This window comes from Flavobacterium inviolabile, assembly GCF_013389455.1.
GTDB classification, from domain to species: Bacteria; Bacteroidota; Bacteroidia; order Flavobacteriales; family Flavobacteriaceae; genus Flavobacterium; species Flavobacterium inviolabile.
In genome coordinates, this window is record NZ_CP058278.1 from 2,327,953 (window position 1) to 2,351,647 (window position 23,695).

22 protein-coding genes are annotated in these 23,695 nt (G+C 41.2%); 15 read left to right on the forward strand and 7 right to left on the reverse strand.

Translation table 11 applies throughout. The annotated features are described in order from the left end of the window. Positions 1-194 precede the first annotated feature (194 nt). From HW120_RS10385 to HW120_RS10420, 8 genes are all read left to right on the forward strand, one after another. Entirely contained in the window at positions 195-812 is a 618-nt protein-coding gene (locus HW120_RS10385) for a hypothetical protein (RefSeq protein WP_177733860.1), read from the forward strand. A 350-nt stretch (positions 813-1,162) separates the two neighbouring features. Then, complete coding sequence (locus HW120_RS10390; RefSeq protein ID WP_246296975.1) at positions 1,163-2,005, forward strand: universal stress protein; 843 nt, start codon at positions 1,163-1,165, stop codon at positions 2,003-2,005. A gap of 153 nt (positions 2,006-2,158) precedes the next feature. Then, the gene (locus tag HW120_RS10395; protein WP_177733862.1) at positions 2,159-3,283 is read left to right on the forward strand and encodes a sensor histidine kinase; all 1,125 of its coding nucleotides are present in this window, start codon (positions 2,159-2,161) and stop codon (positions 3,281-3,283) included. Then, positions 3,258-4,007, forward strand: a complete 750-nt coding sequence (locus tag HW120_RS10400) for a LytR/AlgR family response regulator transcription factor (protein ID WP_218618713.1) — start codon at positions 3,258-3,260, stop codon at positions 4,005-4,007. The genes HW120_RS10395 and HW120_RS10400 overlap by 26 nt, the downstream gene beginning before the upstream one ends. Before the next feature lie 205 nt (positions 4,008-4,212). Next, positions 4,213-5,313 (forward strand): efflux RND transporter periplasmic adaptor subunit, encoded by a 1,101-nt coding sequence (locus HW120_RS10405; RefSeq protein ID WP_246296976.1) that lies wholly within the window; start codon positions 4,213-4,215, stop codon positions 5,311-5,313. 34 nt (positions 5,314-5,347) lie between these two features. Further along, positions 5,348-8,503 carry an efflux RND transporter permease subunit gene (locus tag HW120_RS10410; protein WP_177733868.1) on the forward strand — a complete coding sequence of 1,052 codons (3,156 nt, stop codon included), beginning with the start codon at positions 5,348-5,350 and terminating at the stop codon, positions 8,501-8,503. Then, positions 8,503-9,912: a TolC family protein gene (locus HW120_RS10415; RefSeq protein WP_177733870.1), complete on the forward strand. Its 1,410-nt coding sequence runs from the start codon at positions 8,503-8,505 to the stop codon at positions 9,910-9,912. Before HW120_RS10410 ends, HW120_RS10415 begins: the two co-directional genes overlap by 1 nt. A gap of 122 nt (positions 9,913-10,034) precedes the next feature. Then, positions 10,035-10,484 (forward strand): GNAT family N-acetyltransferase, encoded by a 450-nt coding sequence (locus HW120_RS10420; protein WP_177733872.1) that lies wholly within the window; start codon positions 10,035-10,037, stop codon positions 10,482-10,484. 9 nt (positions 10,485-10,493) lie between these two features. On the opposite strand, the gene HW120_RS10425 is transcribed toward HW120_RS10420, so the two are convergent. The 3 genes from HW120_RS10425 to HW120_RS10435 all read right to left on the reverse strand — a co-directional run bounded on the left by HW120_RS10425 (position 10,494) and on the right by HW120_RS10435 (position 12,487). Next, complete coding sequence (locus tag HW120_RS10425; RefSeq protein ID WP_177733873.1) at positions 10,494-10,934, reverse strand: DUF1801 domain-containing protein; 441 nt, start codon at positions 10,932-10,934, stop codon at positions 10,494-10,496. A 24-nt stretch (positions 10,935-10,958) separates the two neighbouring features. Then, positions 10,959-11,726, reverse strand: a complete 768-nt coding sequence (locus tag HW120_RS10430; protein ID WP_177733874.1) for an MBL fold metallo-hydrolase — start codon at positions 11,724-11,726, stop codon at positions 10,959-10,961. A gap of 191 nt (positions 11,727-11,917) precedes the next feature. Further along, positions 11,918-12,487 (reverse strand): hypothetical protein, encoded by a 570-nt coding sequence (locus tag HW120_RS10435; RefSeq protein WP_177733875.1) that lies wholly within the window; start codon positions 12,485-12,487, stop codon positions 11,918-11,920. A 343-nt stretch (positions 12,488-12,830) separates the two neighbouring features. Between HW120_RS10435 and HW120_RS10440 the strand changes: the two genes are divergently transcribed. Then, the gene (locus HW120_RS10440; RefSeq protein ID WP_177733876.1) at positions 12,831-13,742 is read left to right on the forward strand and encodes a hypothetical protein; all 912 of its coding nucleotides are present in this window, start codon (positions 12,831-12,833) and stop codon (positions 13,740-13,742) included. Positions 13,743-14,174: 432 nt separating this feature from the next. Here HW120_RS10440 and HW120_RS10445 read toward each other — a convergent pair whose 3' ends face one another. Next, positions 14,175-15,074, reverse strand: a complete 900-nt coding sequence (locus HW120_RS10445) for a helix-turn-helix domain-containing protein (RefSeq protein WP_177733877.1) — start codon at positions 15,072-15,074, stop codon at positions 14,175-14,177. Between the two features lie 320 nt (positions 15,075-15,394). On the opposite strand from HW120_RS10445, the gene HW120_RS10450 reads away from it, so the two are divergent. Continuing rightward, positions 15,395-15,808, forward strand: coding sequence for a (R)-mandelonitrile lyase (locus HW120_RS10450; protein ID WP_177733878.1), 414 nt, complete (start codon positions 15,395-15,397; stop codon positions 15,806-15,808). A 36-nt stretch (positions 15,809-15,844) separates the two neighbouring features. Further along, positions 15,845-16,903 carry an NAD(P)-dependent alcohol dehydrogenase gene (locus HW120_RS10455; protein WP_177733879.1) on the forward strand — a complete coding sequence of 353 codons (1,059 nt, stop codon included), beginning with the start codon at positions 15,845-15,847 and terminating at the stop codon, positions 16,901-16,903. Between the two features lie 71 nt (positions 16,904-16,974). Here the strand turns inward: HW120_RS10455 and HW120_RS10460 are convergent, their stop codons facing one another. Continuing rightward, positions 16,975-17,853: an NmrA family NAD(P)-binding protein gene (locus tag HW120_RS10460; protein WP_177733880.1), complete on the reverse strand. Its 879-nt coding sequence runs from the start codon at positions 17,851-17,853 to the stop codon at positions 16,975-16,977. Between the two features lie 80 nt (positions 17,854-17,933). On the opposite strand from HW120_RS10460, the gene HW120_RS10465 reads away from it, so the two are divergent. Continuing rightward, on the forward strand, positions 17,934-18,302 hold the full coding sequence (locus tag HW120_RS10465; RefSeq protein WP_177733882.1) for a winged helix-turn-helix transcriptional regulator: 369 nt from the start codon (positions 17,934-17,936) through the stop codon (positions 18,300-18,302). Positions 18,303-18,486: 184 nt separating this feature from the next. Next, a complete protein-coding gene (locus tag HW120_RS10470; RefSeq protein WP_177733884.1) occupies positions 18,487-20,061 on the forward strand; it encodes a Na+/H+ antiporter in 1,575 nt (524 codons plus the stop codon). 280 nt (positions 20,062-20,341) lie between these two features. On the opposite strand, the gene HW120_RS10475 is transcribed toward HW120_RS10470, so the two are convergent. Further along, entirely contained in the window at positions 20,342-20,683 is a 342-nt protein-coding gene (locus HW120_RS10475) for a zinc ribbon domain-containing protein YjdM (protein ID WP_177733886.1), read from the reverse strand. A 46-nt stretch (positions 20,684-20,729) separates the two neighbouring features. Beyond that, positions 20,730-21,449: a YoaK family protein gene (locus tag HW120_RS10480; protein WP_177733888.1), complete on the reverse strand. Its 720-nt coding sequence runs from the start codon at positions 21,447-21,449 to the stop codon at positions 20,730-20,732. Between the two features lie 356 nt (positions 21,450-21,805). Between HW120_RS10480 and HW120_RS10485 the strand changes: the two genes are divergently transcribed. Continuing rightward, positions 21,806-22,351 (forward strand): sugar O-acetyltransferase, encoded by a 546-nt coding sequence (locus HW120_RS10485; RefSeq protein WP_177733890.1) that lies wholly within the window; start codon positions 21,806-21,808, stop codon positions 22,349-22,351. A gap of 358 nt (positions 22,352-22,709) precedes the next feature. Then, positions 22,710-23,675: a bifunctional helix-turn-helix transcriptional regulator/GNAT family N-acetyltransferase gene (locus HW120_RS10490; protein WP_177733892.1), complete on the forward strand. Its 966-nt coding sequence runs from the start codon at positions 22,710-22,712 to the stop codon at positions 23,673-23,675. The last annotated feature ends 20 nt before the right edge of the window (positions 23,676-23,695 follow it).

A 23,695-nucleotide genomic window follows, 5' to 3' on the forward strand; every position in this document is an offset into this window, starting at 1 on the left:
GTGAGGTCCGATGTACGACTTTCAACCTTCATATATTTAACTTCTAATATCATATCTCGCATATCAACCCTCATATATCTAACATCGTACTTCTAACCTCATATATCATACTTCAGGAATTAACCATAATTTCAGGTAAATCATTAGATTTGTAATCATTCAATAATGATGATGGCCTAACGTTTAAATATACTATGAAACTAAAAAGAACTTTACTGTTTATAATCCTAATATCAAATTTTGCTTTTGCTCAAAATACCGTAAAAATCACAAACAATTATGGAAGTGAAAACCGGGAAATCCAGGATGTAATTGATTTTGAAAATATTTACATTGAACGACTGAATTTTGAAGGAGGACAGCTTAACGGGAAATATTATGAAATAAATATCCAGGAATTTGTAAAAGGAAAATTAGTGCATAAAGAATTACTTTTTGATGGTGCTGAAACCGATTTCTTTAAGATCAATTCGGATAAAGAGTCACTAAAGTTTTTCTTTAAAATGGCTGACGGAAAGTTAAAAACCTATATAAGAGGAATGAAATTCGGAAGTAAGAAATCGTATTTTAAATTACAGGATGATTCCGATAAATATGCTTTAAAAGACTTTTTTGGCAGTAAAGAGGAGCTGTTTTTAGATATAAATTCCCAGCAGGAAATTCCGGTGTTTGCTATCATAACGCCAACAATCCATAAAGACGGCTCCGGTTCGTATTGCGAAGTTGTGCAATCGGATATCAAGCCTGAAAATCTGGGGACACATTTTAAAATTCCGCATTATTTTTTAATAACAATGAAGTTTAAGAAGTAGAGGGCGAGGAGGAAGAGGCAAAGAGGAAGAGGCAAAGAGTAAGGGGCAAAGAGTAAGGGGCAAGAAGCAAAGGGCAAAGGACAAGAAGCAAAGGGCAAACAAACAATAACCTAAGGCCAATTCCTAATCCCTAATTCTTCATTTCTAATTCTTCATTTCTAATTCTTCATTTCTAATTCTTCATTTCTAATTCTTCATTTCTAATTCTTCATTTCTAATTCTTTATTCTCTTTTCTTCAGTAAAGCTTTCCTACGTTTCAGGAGCTAAAATTGCTTTTCGGGTCATATTTCCATAAGTACATACACAACAAAAGGACAACTTTGCCATAGTGTAACCTTTCTATCTACTTATGATGAACAATGCCAACACCATAACCATTATTGCGGCAACCAATTTTAGCGCTATTGCGGAAAATGCCGTACTGTATGCCGCCGGTTTAGCCAAAACCGTAGGCGCAAAACTGCTGCTTTTCAACTCGTTTTCGCTGCCGGTTCATTCGGCGAATTCCCATATCACTTCCGACGGGATTCAAAAGCAGATCGACAATACAACAAACAAACTGAAACGACAGGCGGAAACACTGGCACAGCAGTTTGGAATTGAAACAACCGTTTTTTGCAGCTATTCCTTTCTGGAAGAACAACTGGTATTGCTGCTGAAAGAAACCAACGCACAGTTGCTGGTTATGGGCATGGCGGAACGTTCACTCGAACAGACACTGATTGGAAATTCTACCACTTCGGCAATCAAAAATATCAATATTCCGATACTGGCAGTACCGCTGAAAGCACACTTTGAAGCCGCCCGGAAAATACTCTTTGCCTGCGATACCTTTAAGGAAGTTCCCCTAAAAAAACTCTCCTGGCTGTGGGAAGCCACAAAACTGATAGACGGCGAAATAGAAGTCTTTAATGTCACCGAAAAAATAGACAGTTTAAAAGCATCCGACGCACCGGCACTGGCAAAAAATATAGCCGAAAGCGAATTTCAGGATGTCAGATACCTTTATAAAAGCGTTCGTTCCAATGCGGTTATAGCCGAGATTGAAAAAGAGATCCGGAATTTTGATGCCGATATACTGGTCATGATACCTCAAAAATATGGTTTCTGGGACTCGCTGATCCACCGCAGCAAAACCGGAATCATGGCTTCCGGATTAAACATACCGCTGCTGTCATTGCCCAACTATTAGCCGGATAGGCGAGAAAAACAGTAAAATATGGTACTGAGGAATGGTAATTTCATTTTAAAAAACTATATTGGCACTAAGCCCTAAAAACGGCAGCAAACAGCACATATAAAATCCGATCTTGAATATTTTTGCAGGTCACTATACCATCTGTACATGATTGAAAAAATAAATATATACCTCATTAGCCGGTGGAGGAAAGTAGTTTTTGCACTGCTCTCCTTAATCATGTATTATGTGGTATCCTTTTTTCTGCATCCCGATGCTTACTACTGGAAATTCTTTTTTACACAACCGCTGCTCGATCAGATCATCGATGTGACCGTATCATTGCTGTTCTGCCTGATTATTTCAAGGATCAGCATTATCATTAACAGCAAACTGAACGAATCGCTGCCCTGGACCGAAAAAACACTGCAGCGGGCGGTTATACAGACCGGTTTACAGATTTTGTGTATCGTACTGATCATTGCCTTTCAGGTAATTGTGAGCTTTTATGTGTATGATATGGACTGTGAGAACGATCCCTTATGCGATTTTAAAGGACTGTGGAATTGGGTGAGTGCCAGTATTATTATTGCTTTGATTATCAGCGCAATCAATACCAGTAACTATTTTATTGAAAGCTGGAAGAAAACGGCACTTGATGCGGCGGAACATCGTTTGAAAGCAGCCGAAAACAAAAGGGCTGCAGCCGAAGCCGAACTGCTTGCCTTAAAACTGCAGATCGATCCCCACTTTGTATTCAACAACCTGAGTGTACTGTCGGAACTCATATTGGTAGATCAGAAACTGGGGTATGATTACTCCGAAAACTTTTCCAAAGTTTACCGCTATCTTTTGGTAAACTCCAAAAAGGACATCATAAAACTGGCCGACGAATTAAAATTCTTGCGATCCTATATTTTCCTGATTCAGAACAGGGTAGGAAGTGGTGTGTCCTTTGAGATTGCTATTGACGAAACGGCACAAAACTTATATTTACCGCCGTTAACGCTGCAATTCCTCATTGAAAATGCCTTAAAGCACAACAAAACGATCAAAAGCGATCCTCTGAAAATTAAGATCTACAACAGCGGAACCGACACCTTAGTGGTTGAAAATGAACGCATCCCGATACAAAGTGCTGTATTGTCCTCCGGATTAGGACTGAGCAACATCATGGGCCGGTACAAACTGCTCACAGACAGAACTCCCGAAATAATCAAGGACAGCCATACGTTTAAAGTGATAATCCCATTAATAGGCTATGAAGATGAAGATAGTAATTATAGAAGATGAAAAACCGAATGCGGATCGCCTGCAACGACTAATCAAAGAAATTCGTCCGGAGGCGGTAGTGCTGTGCGTACTGGAAAGTATAGCCGAAAGTGTGGCCTGGTTTTCAAACAACAGCAGCCCGGATCTGGTTATGATGGACGTGCGCCTGAGCGACGGACTTAGTTTTGAGATCTTCTCCGGTATAAAACTGCTGTGTCCGATAATTTTTACCACAGCTTATGACGAATATGCCGTGAGAGCTTTTAAATTCAACAGCATCGATTACCTGCTCAAACCGGTTGAAAAAGAAGAATTGGAAACCGCTTTTGAAAAGCATGAAAACCAGCCCCATAGCAACCTTCAGAACAGACTGGACAGTCTGCTGAATTTTGTAACCCATAAAGACTACCGTACCCGGTTTTTACTCCCGTACCGCGACGGCTTTAAAACCTTAATGATCAGTGATGTGGAATACTTTTATTCCGAGCTGAAAGTCACCCGTGCGCGCCTGCTTAACGGTACGGAAGAAGTCGTACCGCAAACCATGGAAGAACTGGAACACCAGCTGGATCCGAAAACCTTTTTCCGGGCAAACCGCCAGTTTATCATACACATCGATTCGATACAGCATGTGTACAACCACTTTAACTCCAAACTGAAAATCGTACTCAAAAAAAGCAGCGATACCGAGATCATCATCAGCCGTGAAAAAGCGGGGATCTTAAAATCCTGGATGGATTATTAAACGGCTGCCTTACCGGAACAATGACGGTAATTACCGGTCGTGAACCCCCGTTTTTACTCAGAACGGCTATTCTTCGTTTCAGCAGTAAAAAACGACGTTTCGGTTAATTTCTTATATTTTACAGGGTCTTCCCGTTGTTATTTTGTCGTCTAAAATTATAGTATTCGATAAAATGACAAAGCCAATTTTCCAAAACAACAGGACCTTGATAAAGGTTTTCGTGGTAATGATTATGATAAGCCTCACCTCATGCGGACAAGGAGGCAACGGAGAGGCACCGCAAATGCCCAAGCCGGAAGTCGATTTTTTTATAGCCCAGTCCACAACCGGTGAAGTCGAGAAAAAATACCCCGGCAGCATTGAAGGAAGCGTTAATGTTGATATCAAAGCACAGGTGTCCGGCTATCTTGAAGCGATTTATGTTAAAGAAGGAGAGTATGTACAGCAGGGACAATCCCTGTTTAAAATTAAGGGAGATGTTTTTGCCGAACAGGTAAACAATAGTCAGGCTGCCTATAAAGCGGCTTTGGCAAACCTTTCCAACGCCAGACTGGAAATTGAAAAAATAAAGCCGCTGGTAGCCGGAAAAGTAGTTTCAGAAATTCAGCTGCAAACCGCTCAGGCAAATTATGAAGCTGCGGTAGCCCAGGTAGCTCAGGCAAAAGCAGCCTTGGGTTCTTCTAAGCTTAACGCCGATTTCTCACTGATAAAAGCACCGGTAAGCGGTTACATCAGCCGTATTCCGAACCGTATCGGGAACCTGGTTACGCCTAATGATGCTGCACCGTTAACCACTTTATCCGAAATAAACAACGTTTTTGTATACTTCTCAATGAGTGAAGCCGACTATTTGGCAGTATTGAGAGAAGGTATGTCCAAAACACCGGTAAGCCTTATTTTAGCCGACGGAAGTACCTATGAACACAAAGGGAAACTGGAAACGGCAAGCGGAAATATTGACCGTACTACCGGAAGTATTGCTCTGAAAGCAATTTTCCCGAATCCGGAAAAATACCTGCGTGCCGGCGGTTCGGCAAGAGTGGTGCTCAATAACAGCCTTTCTGCTGTACTGACCGTTCCGATGGCAAGTGTAAAAGACATACAGGACAAGTTTTTTGTATTTACGCTGACCGCAAACGATAAAGTTGCGATGACCCCTATAGAAATAGCCGGAAGTGCAGGCAATAACTACTTTGTGAGCAAAGGCATAAAACAGGGCGATAAGATCGCACTGAACAACATTGACCTCCTGAACCACGAAATGGTTGTAGTACCCAAAGTAGCAGCTTTAGCGGCTAAAAAATAAACAAACCCATTGATTTAATATAAATAACATTTCCATGTTAAAAAACATAATAGACAGGCCGGTACTGGCTACCGTAATTTCCATTGTATTGGTAATACTTGGAATCATTGGCCTTACAAGATTGTCGGTAACCCGCTTTCCCGATATTTCGCCGCCTACAGTAATGGTGAGCGGTTCCTATCCCGGAGGGAATAGCGAAACCGTTATCCGTTCGGTAGTAACACCGTTGGAAGAACAGATCAACGGGGTGGAAAACATGCAGTACATTAAATCAACTGCCAGTAACGACGGTTCGTTTTCCATCAACGTGGTATTCAAACAGGGTGTCGACCCGGATCAGGCAGCTGTAAACGTACAAAACAGGGTACAGCAGGCAACACCAAAACTGCCGCAGGAGGTAATCCGTATGGGATTAACCACTTCCAAGCAGCAGAACAGTATGATCGTTATCTTTAACCTGTATACGGACGACAACAGCAAATACGACGAATTGTTCCTGCAAAACTATGCGAATATCAATCTGGTACCACAGATAAAACGGGTACCGGGCGTAGGACAGGCACAGATTTTCGGGGCTAAGGACTATTCGATGCGTGTTTGGCTGGATCCGCGTAAAATGGCAAATGCCGGACTGATCCCTTCCGATGTAACGCAGGCAATAGCCGACCAGAGTCTGGAATCGGCTCCGGGTAAACTGGGAGAAGAATCAAAATCGGCTTTGGAATACATTATCCGTTACAAAGGGAAAAAGAACAAGCCGGAACAATATGAAGATATTGTTGTTAAAAATGACGGACAGAACATACTGCGCCTTAAAGATGTGGCGCGGGTAGAATTCGGATCCATTTCCTATAGCGGTGATAATATGTCGAACGGTAAAAATGCCGTTACGGTAGCGATCCTGCAAACCTCTGGCTCGAATGCCAATGATATTGAAATAGGCGTTAACCGGGAAATCGAAAGACTGTCGAAATCCTTTCCGCCGGGTGTGAAATACGTAAGTGTAATGAGTACCAAAGAGCGGTTGGATGAAGCCACCGGACAGGTAAAATCGACCTTGATCGAAGCTTTCCTGCTCGTGTTTATAGTTGTGTTTATCTTCCTTCAGGATCTGCGTTCTACGATTATTCCGGCGATAGCTGTTCCGGTAGCGATTGTAGGAACATTTTTCTTCCTGCTGGTATTCGGTTTCACGATCAACATCCTGACGTTGTTTGCATTGGTACTGGCCATCGGTATTGTGGTGGATGATGCCATTGTGGTGGTTGAAGCCGTACACAGTAAGATGGAAGAAGATGCCGGCCTTACGGCTAAAGAGGCTACCCATACGGCCATGTCGGAAATTACCGGGGCGGTAATCTCGATTACACTGGTTATGGCTGCGGTATTTATTCCTATTGGTTTTATGACCGGATCATCGGGGATTTTCTATAAGCAGTTTGCCTATACTTTAGCCATTGCCATTATCATTTCGGCAGTAAATGCATTAACGCTAACGCCGGCTTTATGTGCCTTATTGTTAAAGAATAAGCATAGCGGAAACCATCATGATGCGGTGCCGGAAACAAGCTTTAAGCAGCGTTTTTTTACCGGTTTCAATACCGGTTTCAACAACCTGACCGGGAAATACATTAAAGGTGTTCGTTTCCTGATTAACAGAAAATGGCTGGCAGCCGGTCTGGTAACAATTGTGAGTGCGGTTGCTTTCCTGATGATGATGAGTACGCCAAAGAGTTTTGTACCGCTGGAAGACGACGGATTTATGATCTACAGCTTGTCGATGCCGCCGGGAACTGCCCTGGACCGTACAACCGAAGTGGTTAAGAAAATTGAAAAAACTCTGGATGGAATGGAAGCCTTTGACAACCATACCAGTATTACCGGATTTAACATCCTGAGCAACAGTGCGAGTCCGGCTTACGGATTAGGATTCTTAAAACTGAAACCGAAAAAAGACAGGGGAGCAGTAAAAGATATTGAAGCCATTTTAAATGATGTCAACGCCAGATTGTCCACAATAAAAGAAGGCTCGATCATGGTACTGCGTATGCCTCCGGTAGAAGGATTCGGGGTGACCAGTGGTGCCGAAATCGTGTTACAGGACCGGACGGCACGTGATCCGGCGGTACTGAAAGCGATGGCCGATAAAGTAATCGGACAGATCATGCAGCAACCGGGTGTGCAATTTGCCTATACCACTTTCCGTGCCGATTATCCGCAGCTGGAACTGGAAGTTGATGAAGACAAAGCGAAGCAGATGGGCGTAAGCGTCCGGGATCTGTTAAACAATATTCAGACCTATTTTGCAGGAGATCAGTCGGCTGACTTTACCCGTTTCGGGAAATTCTACCGTGTGAATGTTAAGGCAGACGGTATCTTCCGAACCGATGAAGCCGCTTTTAATGAAATATTCGTACGCAATGCCAAAATGGAAATGGTACCGGTTAAAGCCCTGGTTACCCTGAAAAAGGTGTACGGACCGGAATCGGTGAACCGCTATAACCTGTACAACTCCGTTAGTATTACAGCTGTAGCCTTACCGGGATACAGTAACGGAGAAATTATGGGCAACCTGGAAAAAGTACTGGACACGCTTCCGTCTGATTATACTTATGAATGGACCGGATTGAGTTTAGAAGAAAAATCGGCAGGTAACCAGACGGTAGCGATCTTCGGATTGTGTCTGCTATTTGTATTCTTCCTGCTGGCTGCACAGTATGAAAGCTATTTACTGCCATTGGCGGTATTACTGTCCATACCAACGGGAATATTGGGGGCTTTTGCCGGAATTAAAACGGTAGGACTGGATAACAACATTTATGTACAGGTAGGATTGATTATGCTGGTAGGACTGTTGGCCAAAAATGCCATCCTGATTGTGGAATTTGCATTGCAAAGGCGAAAATCGGGATTATCGATTATTGAAGCCGCAATTGAAGGGGCGAGATCCAGGCTGCGCCCGATTATCATGACCTCACTGGCTTTTATTGTGGGAATGATACCGCTGATGTTTGCCACAGGAGGTACTGCAGTAGGAAATAAATCCATCAGTATAAGTGCTGCGATAGGAATGTTAAGCGGAGTGGTATTAGGTGTTTTTGTCATACCGTTGCTCTTTATATTCTTCCAGTATTTACAGGAAAAGATTTCCGGTAACAACAAAATGAATCAGACTATAAACAGAAACTAATGAAAATAGTAAACAATATAGCGATTGCCTTATGTACCGCCATGATTGCATCGTCCTGTGTGGTGGGTAAAAAATATGCCCGTACGGATTTAAACACTCCGGAACAATACCGGGAACAGCTTGCGGTAACGGGAGATACCCTTTTACTGCCGTGGAAAAGCTTTTATAAAGATCCTTTGCTGGCAGAACTTATCGAAAAGGCACTGGCCAAAAACAACGAAGTGCTTACGGCTGTTAAAAGTATGGAACAGCTGGACCTGGCCTATAAACAGGCGAAGCATTCACTGATGCCCACATTGGAATTTTCAACCGGGGCAAACCGGACCTATCAGTCCAGAAACTCTTTAAACGGTTCGTTAAGCGAGCAGTTTACCGGGAAAAACTATCTGGATGATTATAGTGCAAACCTGAGTCTTTCGTGGGAAGCCGATATCTGGGGCAAGGCTGCTTTGCAGAAAAGAGATGCCAGAGCCGGTTATTTTGCCCAGAAAGAAAACCTTTCGGCATTAAAAACCAGGATCATTGTCCAGGTGGCACAGGCATATTACAATCTTTTGGGACTGGACGAGCAGCTCAAAATTGCTGAGAAAAATATTGAACTATCGGACAATACTTTAGCAATGATGCAATTGCAGTACAAATCCGGGAATATCAATTCGCTGGCAGTCGATCAGACCGAAGCACAGAAAAAAACAGCTGAATTGCTGGTACCGCTGGCGAAAACAAATATAGCGGTGCAGGAAAATGCCCTGCGTATTTTGTGTGGCGACTATCCGGACAGTATACAGCGTTCGGGCAGCCTGGATGTGAATGCGCTGCATGATGTTTTTGACGCAGGTGTTCCGGCGGCACTTTTAAGCCGGAGACCGGATGTAAAAGCAGCAGAATTTGCGGTAATGTCTGCTACGGCAAAAACCGGACTGGCAAAAGCGGCCATGTATCCGAGGCTGAGCATTACCCCGCAAATAGGTGTCAATTCGTTTGAATTTGACAGCTGGTTTGATTTTCCGGGTTCGGTTACCAAAAATATAGCGGCCAATCTGGTGCAGCCAATTTTCCAAAAACGAACGCTGCGCACTGCCTATCAGGTGGCTCAGCTGGAACAGGAAAAAGCGGCGATACAGTTTAAACAATCGTTTCTGGTTGCCGTTGGGGAAGTATCTGACGCCTTGTCAAAAATAAAATATGCCAAAGAGCGCCTACAGCTGATAGATCAGAAAACGGCTTCTTTGGAGAAAGCGACAAAAGGAGCGATGCTGCTTTATAAAAGCGGTATGGCAACTTATCTGGAAGTTATTACAGCCCAGAATAACGCCCTTCAAAACGATCTGGAAGTCATTAACCTCAAACTGGAAAAGCTAAATGCATCCGGCGATTTGTACAGAGCCCTTGGAGGTGGTGTTAATTAGGCTCTGAAACACAAAATTCCTTTTCCGGCATATCCAGTTAATGCTCCTTACTGGGTATGTCCGGATCAGGTTTTGTATATTTATAAGAAATCAGCATTAAGCATCATAACAATTAAAAACAGATGAAAATAATATCCGTCCGGGAAAATCCCGAATATAAAGATAAAGCAATACACTATTTACAGCAGGCATGGCAGGAAGTATCGCCTGTTATATATGAAGACTGCATCACGCATTGTATCCATGCCGAACAGGATTTGCCGCAATGGTATTTACTGGAAAAGGATGCGGTGATTATCGGCTGTGCCGGACTGATCACCAATGATTTTATCAGCAGGGGAGAGCTGTACCCGTGGGTTTGTGCTATTTTTATTGAAGCGGCACACCGCGGCAATAACTATGGAGCCTTACTGGTTGAAAAAGCAAAAGAAGACACCCGTAAATTTGGTTTTAAATACTTAAACCTTAGTACCGACCATGTGGGGTATTATGAAAAAATGGGTTTTCGCTATATCGGTCAGGGATATCATCCCTGGGAAGAAGAATCCCGTGTTTACCAGCTTACTTTATAAGCATCGGTATTATTTTCTGCTGATTCTGGAAATGGAAGAACCGGTAACGGAAGCCGGTTTGGTCCTGTCCTGAATGGCCAGTTCAATAGCCGACAGCAGCAATGCCTTAACCTTTTCGTTTCGGTAATCTTCGGCAGTACTCACCGGAATATGCCGGATCAGTTTCCCCGTACCGGTTAATAATTTGTCCGGATCGGGTAGCAGTGTTCCTTTATTAAAACCCAAATTCAGGTGACTGGTATAGATGGGCAGCATGCAGAAAGCATCCGAAAGCGTGTCGGAAACGGAAAATACAGTAGTGAGCGCATGCGTATGATACAGCAATTCATTGCTTTCGGGATATAATTCCAGTATACAGGCTCTCAGATCGTGAAACAATTCCTGTATGTTTGTTTCTTTTAACTCCAGAAAATACAGGAAATCAGGATGTACAGGCTTTGCATGTTTCATAATGGCAAAGGGATAAAGTTTCCGTTATAGTACTATTCCGGCCGGTTGGAATTCGGCGATATCATGATAGCCAAAAACGGTTATTTCCGGATGTTCCGCAACAAAGGCACGAATGCGGTTTAGTGTTTCGATTCGCAGGGCATCATTATCAGCTCTCATTCTGGCTAACTCATTTACCGGATGTTCTGCATCGGTCAGTTCCACTTTCATATAATAAGCATCCCCGATATAGAATAACCATCCGGATTCGTGTTGTAGCGCCACACCACAATGCCCGAGGGTATGTCCGAAAAGCGGGATAAGGTATAGCTCCGTATCGGAATTCAGGTTTACTTTACGGGCTTCAAATCCAAACCATGTTGCTGTGCTTCCGGCATAGGTTACAATGGTTGGGTTATGATCCAGCTGCTGCGGTAAATATCTCGGATTTCCGCTTTTAAAATTTTGATATTCTTCTACTCCTACATGTACGACCGCATTCGGGAAATCGGCAAGTCCGCCGATATGATCCGGATCCAGATGCGTAATCACGCAATGGGTAACCTTGTCCGGATCGAGCCCGAGCTGTTCGATCTGTTTTATGGCCGTACGCGCTTCGTTAAACTGAAAACCCACAATATCAATCAACGGCTGTCCGATTCGTTCGTCCGGCTTTTGGGTATCCAATAACCCGATTCCGGTATCAACAAGATACAGTTCCGCATTATTTTCAAGTAATAAACAGTGTCCGATAACATTATCGTTAACCGGTGAAACAATCTTTAAACAGTTTAAATGGTGCAGCGTCGTCATTTGATTAAAATAAAGGGTTGTAATTTCAGTGTCAAGTTACAAAAGTTCAGGGGTATTGCAGCGGTCTTTGGCAAACCTTTTTCCGGCCGGAAGGGTATGTAGCTGATTTTATGCCTTGTTCAGCCGGATCAGTATATCGAGAAAGGCCGTTACCGTTTTTTTCATAAACCTCTTTCGGGGAAATTAGCCGTTTACCAATTGGAATGCTGTTTTAAAAGCTCCGGGTTTATGGATCTTTTGATATAGACATATCGGTAGCGGTTTTTTGCGGTAACATAAAGTGTATCACCATGAGCAGTGAATTCCTGTGTCTGTTTTCCAATTTGCCAGCCAAGCTGTCCGGTTTGGGTAATCAAATCTCCGGTAATTTTGCCTTTTTTTAGATAAAGGACTCCTCTCCACCCGGTATAAGCAGGATCGAACATGTTTTGGGTCAGTATCGTATCGTTTCTGTCCAAATGAAACAGGTTGTAATTGCCGTTTCCGTAAAACCGGTAAACGCCATAAATTGTATTGCGGTTGTTATGATTGTTTCGCGCTAAGATATTTTGTTGTTGTACACTGCCATTGTAATAAACCGGAAGGAACTCTTCATAGATTACGGTGGTGTCAATTTGCGCCAGTATCGATTTGTCAAAACTGGCTTTATTCTGAAATACTTTAGGATTAACCGGAGCTTGTGAATAGCCGTTTTTAAGAATGGTTGTCTGTAAACAACCCGTCAGAAGTATCAAGAATAAAATCGGGAATAGTTTTTTCAAGGTTTAAAGGGGTGTTTGTAATAGGATAAGGTTATGAATTAAAATTAAATATATAATTCTGATGCGTAGTTAAAATAAGGATTATTTAGGTAAAATTTATACCGGTAAAAAAGCCTGACTATTTAAAGTCAGGCTTTTTTACGCTTTAATAGTACGTTTTTTTTACCATGAGTAGATTTGCGTAGTTAAATATTTGTTTCAGTATTACATAACACGCATTTTTGTTATTTACGTATTGATAATAATGAAAAAAATAGAGCGAATTGTCCCATTTAACTATGTTGGGTGTAATTTTCCTTAAAATATTAAAATGTAACAATAAAATATTCTAAATGGTAATAGTATGTTTTTCTCTTTAAAAAATAAAAAATTATTTATAGTTGGTTTTATTGTAACGCTGTTATCCTGTAAAACCTCAATAAACAAAACGAACAATGCTTCGGATGTAAATTACATTCCTTATTATTCACAGGTATATAAGGCAGACAGTTTGTTTCTGACTAATAATTTCCAGAAAAGCTATAATATTTTAGATAGTTTGTTTCAAAAGTACGAGCCGCATGAGACTGAAAATATCAATGAATATTCTACTTATATAGCATGCTCGGTATTAACGGGCAATATCGATAATATTGAAATAAAAATAAGAAAAGGGTATTCTAAATTTGGCGGAATAGGAATTACGCATCCTAAAAGAGATAGTATTGGGAAAGTACTTATAAAATATAATCTGTTAACGATTGAAGAAAAAAGAAATCTAAGGAAAGAATATTTTAAACAATTTGACCCGGTTTTACGAAATAGAATAGAAAGAATGTTTAAGGAAGATGAAGCGGCCAGAGTGCCTGAATTGGATTATGTAAAAATGAGGTTTTACCAGAAAAAGCATAAAAAAGAAATAGAAGAGATAATTGCTAAATATGGATATCCTGATTATCAGGTAATAGGAAGTACGGGAAGCTTTGAAGAATTACCGGTTAATTTTATGATAATATTTATGCATCAAAAAGACAGTTTTAAGAAGAAATACTTAAAAATGTTGTATGACAATATGGTTAATGGAAAATTAGCACCGGAAGAGTATGCTATAATAGTGGATAGAACTTATTTAGAAAAGAAAAAATCAATTTACGGAACAATTATACAACCGGGGTTAGCATATCCTAAAAAACTCGATTCCATAAGAACAACAATTGGTTTACCCAATGTTGATTATCAAATGTGGGCATTTAAGAAAAGATTTCCGGATACTTGAAAGGTATTTTGATAGCCGGTTTCATTATTTCTGATGCATCAAAGTGATTTTTTTACCATGAGTAGATTTGCGTAGCTAAATATTTGTTTCAGTATAAAATAATGAACAATTTCGTAAATCAATTGTTGATGTGATGAAACATACTTGGTTAATTATACCCTTAATTATGATACTGTTGTGTATAGTATATATGCTTTATATGAACTTATATGTTATGCCTGTATTGATAATTATTTCTCAGGTTATTGTAATTTATATAAAGATGAAAAATAAAAGGAATCAATAAGTAGCTCTTGTATATAAAAAAGGTTACGAATAAGATTCTTATTGCTTAATTGAAATTTACAGCTGTATAAAAAAATAGAATTAAGTGAGCTGAAAAATCGGGAAGGCCATGTTTAAAATAATTGCATTTTTTCTATTGGTAATCCGTTAGTTATTCATCACCCGGTATTCATTAGGCGAATACCCCATACGTTTTTTAAACAACCGGCTAAAATGCTGCGGATATTTAAACCCCAGTTCATAGGCGATCTCACTTACAGATTTGTTGGTATCAAAGATCTTTTCTTTTGCCAGATCCATCAGTTTTAGCTGAATATACTCCTGAGCCGATTTACCGGTTTCCTTTTTGATCAGGTCACCAAAATAATTGGCAGATAGATGCAGTTGTGCCGCACAATAGGCTACAGACGGTAAACCCAGTCGCTGCGGTTTATCGGATTGGAAATAATCGTGAAGCAGATTTTCAAAACGTTCCAGTAATCCTTTATGAACATGGTCACGGGTTACGAATTGGCGGTCATAAAAACGAACACAGTAATTCAGGAACAGTTCAATATTGCTGACGATCAGTTTTTTGCTGTGTTTGTCAATGGCATGTTCCAGTTCAAACTGGATTTTAGATAGGCAGTCCACAATCACTTTTCGCTCCGTTTCCGATAAATGAAGCGCTTCAAATACTTCATACGAAAAAAAGGTATAATCGTTGATATTGCGGCCCAGTGAAGTGCCGTGAATCAGATCCGGATGAAACGTCAGCGCATAGCCCTGCGGCTGGTAATGCTGGCCGTTATTTTCAATACCGATAACCTGTCCGGGACCTAAAAAAACCAGCGTTCCTTCCTGGTAGTCATAATAATTACAGCCGTAGCGCATATCGCCGCAATGGATGTCTTTTAAGTAAATGGTATAAAAACCGAAATTCATCCTTTGATGCGGGCGCGGTTCCGATTTAGACAGATCAATCACACTGACTAACGGATGCAGTGTTTCCTGTCCTAAAAGCTTATTATAATCGCCTACATGATCCAATCTTAAAACTTTGTCCATCACTTTACCATTTTAAACAAATCAAAATTAGTACATTTAAGGATAGGTTTTTTAGTGGTAAACCGCAATCAGTAATATTGGTATGCAATACTGTAATCGGTATAACAAAAGATTGGCAAATAGGTAAGAATTTTGTACCGATGTTAAAAGGAACGCGATACGGAGATTGGTTTCAAACCAATTTTCTGCGGGTCCCAAAGAAGCGGACAACAGGTAGAATCACTAAAATAACATGTATGCAAAAACAATTTATCCGGTTTGTACTTTTCGCCGCCTTTGTATCCTTTTTACCATCCTGTAACCTCTCAAAAAATATTAATATGAATGCCAACAGCACTAATGAAAAGGCTATTTTTCCAACAGGAGAAAGAGGTTCTGCCGCTTATTTTTCGGGTACCACCCGGGTTAAAATATTAATCCAAAAAGGAGGTGATGTAAACTATTCCATTGCCAATGTACAGTTTGAACCGGCTGCCAGAACCAACTGGCACACGCATCCTGCCGGGCAGGTATTACTGGTAACCGAAGGAAGCGGTTTTTACCAGGAAAAAGGGAAACCGGCAATTGCTATTGCAAAAGGTGATACAGTCAATATCCCGGCAAATGTTGAGCACTGGCACGGAGCGGCATCCGGCAGTCATTTTACCCATATTGCAATTACCAGTTATAAAGGGGAAGAAAATGTGGTCTGGCTGGAACCGGTAACCGATGAAGAATACAACAGCATACAATAATTCTATAGAAAACAACAAGCAATAAACAGAAAAACAATGGAAAAATTCACCGTAAAAGCATACGGGACACAGGCTCCCGATGCAGCAATAGCACAACTAAGTATCGACCGCAGAACCGTAACGGCTAACGATGTGGAAATCGAAATCCTGTATTGCGGCGTTTGCCATTCCGATCTGCACACGGCGCGCAACGACTGGGGCGGTACGATTTATCCGGCTGTTCCGGGACATGAAATCGTAGGTAGAGTGAGCAGTGTAGGTAGCGGAGTAACCAAATTTAAAGTAGGCGATATCGCTGCTGTAGGTTGTTTGGTCGATTCCTGCAGAGAATGCGAGCAATGTAAAAACGATCTGGAACAATACTGTATTCCGGGATTCACAGGTACCTACAACGGTAAAGACAAACATCTGAACCAGCAGACTTTTGGCGGTTATTCCGAAAAAGTGGTAGTCGACCAGCATTTTGTATTAAAAGTGCCTAAAAACCTGGATCTGGCCGCGACAGCACCGTTATTATGCGCCGGAATTACCACCTGGTCGCCATTAAAACACTGGAAAGTAGGAAAGGACAGTAAAGTAGCTGTAGTGGGATTAGGCGGACTGGGACACATGGCTATCAAATTGGCAAAAGGACTTGGGGCTCATGTAACATTGTTTTCCCGTTCTCCGGAAAAAGAAAAAGACGCTTTGGAACTGGGCGCCGATCAGGTGATTATTTCAACAAGTGAGGCACAAATGGCTGAGGTAAGCGGTAAATTCGACTTAATTATCGATACCGTTCCTTATGTACATGATGTAAACCATTATATCCCAACCTTAAACATTAACGGTACAATCGTATTGGTAGGTTATTTAGGGGATCTTAACCCGATGCTGAACACCGTTCCGATGATTTTAGGCAGAAAATCGGTTGCCGGCTCTGTTATTGCCGGCATCGCTGAAACTCAGGAATTACTGGATTTCTGCGGAGAGCACAATATCGTTTCGGATATTGAAATCATCAAAATGCAGGATATTAACGAAGCTTATGAGCGTATGCTGAAAAGCGATGTGCGTTACCGTTTTGTGATTGATATGGCATCATTAAAAAACTAAAAGGACGGGACATTATAAATAAAAAAAGGAAAGTCACAGGCTTTCCTTTTTTGTTTAACGGGAATCGGAAATTAGAATTTTGAAGCAAATTCTTTGGCGAAATCTTCCGGTTTTATGGCTCCGGTTATTACGCTGCCCTGTTGGATAAAGTCATGCTGGATCGCTCCGTTTCGCAATCCGGCACCCATTTCGGTATACAGTTCCGCAATTTCTTTCGGTACTCCGGCCTGTTGCATACCTTCCAGTGCCTGTTCGTCTGTAAACGTTACCCAGGGTAATGCCGGTTTGGCTATGGCTGCTCCCAGTGTAGCGGCTAATTGCGCCGGAGTTGTTATATCGCTTACAACATAACGGATGTTTTTACCGGTAGATTCCTGCTGTAAAGCTTCTGCCGCAGCCACCGCAATATCCGTTGGATGTACCAGCGGTAAAGTTGTATTGGCTTCCATGTTACCGCCCATAATGTTCATGCCTTTAATCATCGGTACATCATTGTAAAAATTGGTATAGAAATATCCGGCACGCAGATAGGTAATTGCTACAGCATCCAGTTCGTTAAACAGCTGCTCAATATGATATAGCGATTGGATCGGCCCGTTTCCGTCCGGTAAATCGGCACCAATACTGCTCAGCATCACTACGCGTTTTACGCCCGATTCTTTTATGGCTGCAGCCAATGCTTTACCGGCGTTTACCGTGTTTGTAATGATGTTGCTGCCGCCCATATTGGGAGGTGTCATCGAAAAAACGGCATCGGCACCGTGAAAAGCCTGCTGTAAAAAAGCGGCATCACTAACGGAACCTACGGCTGCTTTTGCTCCTAAGTTTTCTATTTCCGCCTGTCTGTTTGCGCTGCTGGTGATAACCGTTACGGCATGGCCTTCGCCAACCAGTTTTTGGGTTAAGGGTTTACCGATATTTCCAAGAGAACCTGCAATTGTAATTTTCATGATATTTTGTTTTTTTATTTGTTATACAAAGGTATCTTTGTACTTACTTTTATACAAGTACTTACCCTAAAGTATGTATTATGACAGCAATTAAAGAATCATCGACCATACAGGAAAACAAGCGTTTTGCCCTGGCGGAATGTCCGGTAACTTATGTAATGGAAAGAATAGGCGGTTACTGGAAACCGATTATCCTCTATCACCTTACTTCCGGCGATAAAAGATATAGTGAACTGAAGCGCGCCATTCCGGCGATCACTGAAAAAATGCTGATTCAGCATTTAAAACAGCTTGAAGCCGATAAACTGATCATCCGGGAAGCAAGGCCGGTGGTTCCGCCTTTTGTAACGTATCGGTTAACCAATTCCGGACATGCTTTACAGCCGATTATCAGCGCAATGGCCGCCTGGGCATTTGAAGATATGAAAGGGGCTTTTGAAGGGGAGTAGCGGGATGTGAAGAGGCAAATAGGCAAAAAGCAAATAGACAAAAAGCAAAAGGCAAGGAGCAAAAAAGCAAAAAGCAAATATATTTGGACTATTTAACTTTTGCGGGGCTATGGCTTGTGCTATAAAAAAATGCCCGGAGAATAACTACAATTTTTATCTTTATATTACCTAACACCTGATCCCCATGATAGCGCATTTACCATTTTACCTGAGTTTGCTTGTAGCGATTGTACTGCTCATTATGCTTGCCAATAAAGTAAAGATTGCTTATCCGGTGCTGTTGGTAGTGGCGGGACTGGCGATTAGTTTTATTCCCGGCATACCGGCTTTGCATATCAATCCGGAGCTGATTTTCTTTATCTTTTTACCACCGTTGTTATACGAAGCTGCCTGGACGGTTTCCTGGAAAGAAATGTGGCGCTGGCGCAGAATTATTGTCAGCTTTGCCTTTGTGGTGGTGTTTCTGACGGCTATTTCGGTGGCTTTAGTCGCTAATTATTTTATACCCGGCTTTTCGCTGGCTTTGGGCTTTTTACTGGGCGGAATTGTATCACCGCCCGATGCCGTTAGTGCCGGAGCCATTCTGAAGTTTGTAAAAGTACCGCGCCGGGTATCGTCAATATTGGAAGGCGAAAGCCTGCTAAACGATGCGTCCTCCTTAATTATTTTCCGTTTTGCAATGGTTGCCGTAGCGACCGGTCAGTTTGTCTGGCACGAAGCAGCCCTGAGTTTCGGATGGATGGTAATTGGTGGACTGGGTGTAGGATTGCTTACCGGGTGGATTTTTATGAAAGCCCATAAATATCTGCCAACGGATGCAAATATGGATATAGTGCTAACGATGGTAGCGCCGTATATCATGTATCTTGCAGCAGAGGAAGTGCATAGTTCGGGGGTGTTGGCGGTTGTGAGCGGCGGTTTACTGTTGTCGAATAACCGGCATTTGTTTCTTAGCGGCACTTCACGGCTAAGAGGCGTTAATGTGTGGGAAAGTTTTTGTTTTATATTAAACGGACTGGTGTTTATCCTGATTGGACTGGATTTGCCGGAGATTACCGCCGGATTGGAAGGTGTGAGTATTGCAACAGCTGTGGGGTATGGTGTATTGATCACCGTGGTGCTGATTGTAGGCCGGATTATAGCGTCCTATGGTGCAGTTGTGGTAACGCTTATTGCCCGTAATTTTATTACAGTGGCCGACAGGCGAAGTCCGGGGTATAAAGTGCCGCTGCTGATAGGCTGGACGGGAATGCGCGGAGTGGTTTCGCTGGCAGCTGCTTTGTCGATTCCGCTAAAACTGGACGACGGTTCACCTTTTCCACAGCGTAACCTGATCCTGTTTATCACCTTTGTGGTAATACTGCTAACGTTACTGGTTCAGGGACTGACCTTGCCGTATCTCATCCGGAAAATCAACATGCCGGATCCGGACCAGCATCTGCCGGAAGAGGAGATTGAACACCAGATCAAAAGGCAATTAGCAGAACATGCGCTTTTGCATTTGCGAACCAATTATAACGAACAGCTCAACACGGAGCCGGTACTGCAGCAAATGGCACTTAAATGGGAACATAACAGCCTGATTGCCGATAATGATCAAATGTCGGAAAAATGCAAGGCAGTATATATGGATATCATTAACCGGCAACGGGAATGGCTGCATGACAAGAACAGGGCAGAAGCAACCCTGAATGAAGAGATCATCCGCAAGCATTTGATGTATCTGGACATGGAAGAAATGAAACTCCGGTATCTGTAACTACTTACCCTGAAAAAGTAGTTTTGTGGAATGGGTTACCGTATATTGTAATTTCATGCAGAGCATAAAAATCGGAAAAAGCAGGCAGAAGAAAACTCAAAGAAGAAGAAAGCTTAAAAATGGGCTGATCGCCAGAAGAAAACAGTAAAAGCTAAAACTATAAAAAGGCAAGAAAATATATCTTGCCTTTTTATATAAGCACAACCTTCAATATTAAATTGATGAATCAGCATTGTCAGTTTATCATAAATTTACTAGCTGTTCTATTGTAATATTGTTACTACGCTTTTCTAACAAATTCAGACTTTAATCCCATGGCTCCAAAACCATCGATCTTGCAGTCAATATTATGATCGCCGTCCACAAGTCTAATGTTCTTTACCTTGGTTCCCGCTTTGACCGGCCCGGAAGCTCCTTTAACCGGCAGGTTTTTTATTACGATCACCGAATCGCCATCCTGTAAAATGTTCCCGTTGGAATCTTTTACAACCAACTTACCTTCTTCTGCTAATGCTATTGGGTTCCACTCATGGCTACACTCTGGACAGGCATATAGCTCATCATTCAGGTAATAGCCATAAGCTGATCCACATTGCGGGCAATCTTTCATTTCTTCAGACATAATCATTTCTCTGTATTAAAAATTAGTAAATATTTTATCTCAATTGTTAGTGTTTAAACTTTCTTTTTAAGTGGTAATACCTTAATCTCACGTAGTCATAATATAATGCTGCCAGAAGTACCAAAACTGCTATCAGCAAAGTTTTCAGTGCTAAGGTGTGATACAATACACCACCCAGAAGACATCCCGAAAAGAAGCAAAAAATAATAATCAGCTTCAGGTTGATGCTTTGCCTGATCTTCTTATAACTGAACATATCCGACCGATAAAAGATCAATTGTGATAGTTCAATCCCCAAGTCGGTAAACAGACCGGTCAGATGTGTTGTCCTTACCACAGAATGTGATACCTTGGTAACAAGTGCGTTTTGAAGTCCCATAGCAAACAACAGCAGGCAGGCTATAACATGTGAACCCCAAAAATCAAATCCCAATAACGATACCAATAATAAGATTATCATCTCAATAAACATTGGAATAAGATAAGAAACGGCTAAATTCTTTCTCATAAACATTTCAATAAGTACACCCGTACAAAAAGCTCCCAAAAGAAAAAACAGGATGTATAATAGAAAAATAGTAGCTGTTGGATAATTTTGAAGCACGACTTCTTCTGAAAAATAAGCAAAATGACCTGTTACATTGGTAGTAAGTACTTTGATTGACATCACTCCGGTTACATTCACAATCCCTGCTACAATAGATAGCATGGATGCTAATTTCAGATTATGGGAATAAGTCCGGTTTTTACCTAAGTGTCTAAACATAATCAACAGAGATTACAACCATGCAAATTTATACAATTATTCATCCCTTACCTTGATTAATGCCATCTATGTTAAAAACAAAAATACCTCATCCTTTTTATGAGATGTTTCCATTTATCAATCCGGATTTATTTAGCGTTTTGATCCGGTCGATACGATCATCATTAAGAAGCTCAGCCATCAACCAGGAATACTTTTTAATCTCATTACTGTGAAAGGGAATTTACGTTAGGTGTCCAAATTTGTTTTTATTTAACTAAATTGAATGATGGTTCGCCTTTTCCACAACGTAACCTGATCCTGAAAAGTTTATTAAATACAAAATTTTACCTTTGCAGAAAATAATTCCAGATAAAATGAAAGATAAAGTTGAATATATAAGAGGTGATCAATCACTATCAGGTGATTTTAAAAGAGCCGGCAAATTAATCCAGAGTTTTAACGCGGCCGATTACGATAATGATACATTAAAGAAATCGATACTTACGGAATTATTAGGCTCCGTTGGAGAAGGAATTACTATTGAGCATAATTTTCATTGCGATCTGGGATATAATATCCATGTAGGTAAAAACTTTTATGCCGGATTTAACTGTACGATTCTGGATATGGCCGAAGTACGGATCGGCGACAATTGTCTTATCGCTCCTAACGTGGGAATATACACAGCCGGTCATAATATTCATCCTATAGACAGACACAAGTCGGGAAATGCCCGTCCGATTATAATAGGAAATAATGTATGGATTGGCGGACACGTGGCAATAGTTGGTGGTGTTGAAATCGGAGATAACTCCATCATAGCTGCCGGATCTGTAGTTCTGAAAAATGTACCTTCAAATACCATAGTGGGTGGAAATCCGGCGAAGATAATTAGAAGCATAACAGATTCTGACTTATAGAAAAGGTTTGCTTTGAGATCAGTGCCATTTAAAATTCAGCCGTATTTAACAGGGCTGAATTTCTGGTATTGAGCTATACCTAAATTGCTCTTTCACAACGGTACTCAAGATCTTTAAAAACTCAAAAACAGATACCTTAGTACGATCTTTTGTTTCAAATTTAATTGCATTATTTGGACATTTCAATTTTTTATTTACATTTGCATAACTGGTTATATAAGTAAATATATAGTTGAGGTTATCATAATTTAATCTATCAATAGAGAAGAAGAACCTTGACCCAGTTATATTATAACAAAGCATCTCCCGGACGGAAACGAAAGGGGAAAAACATAAAAAGCAAATTAAAAAATACAGTATGGAATTATTTAACAGAACAGGAAAAATGGCGTTGGGCAGCAGACTGCGTTTGCTAACGGCAAAAGTGACCGAAGATGCCGCAAAAATTTACGAGATGTATGATGTGGACTTTTCGCCAAAGTGGTTTCCCGTATTATTTATTTTGTCGGAAGACGGGGAAAGAACCATTACCGAAATAGCGGAACAAATCGGGCATTCGCAGCCGTCTGTTACAAAGATCATTAAGGAGATGGCAAAAGCCGGCTTGGTGATGGACAATCTGAAATCGGAAGACAAACGCAGGAATTTAGCAGGATTAACCGAAAAAGGCAAAGAAGTAGCCTACAAAATAATAAACGTACAATCGGCCGATATTGATGCTGCGATTGACGGTGTTATTGCGGAAGCCACACACAACCTTTGGGAAGCGCTTGCAGAATGGGAATTTTTACTGGAACAAAAATCGATCTTTAAAAGAGTACAGGAGCAAAAAAAATTACGCGAAAGCCAAAAGGTACAGGTCGTGGAATATGCGCCCCAATACCAATCGGCTTTTAGAGCGCTTAACGAAGAATGGATTTCCTCCTATTTTGAAATGGAAGAAGCCGATTATAAGGCACTGGACAATCCGGAGGAATATATACTAAACAAAGGCGGGAAAATTGTTGTCGCGCTTTACGACGGTGAACCATTAGGCGTTTGTGCTTTAATCAAAATGGAGGATCCGGACTATGATTTTGAAATGGCAAAAATGGCAGTATCGCCCAAAGCTCAGGGGAAAAATATTGGATGGCTATTGGGGCAGGCCATTATTAGGGAAGCTGAAAAATTGGGGGCATCAAAAATATTCCTGGAAAGCAATACCATTCTAAAACCGGCGATCAACCTGTATTATAAAATGGGCTTTCAGAAAATATCGGGACGTCCAACACCCTATAAAAGAGCTAATATCCAGATGGAATTATTGCTAAATGACAAACAGTAATATTCCTCTATTTCGTATAT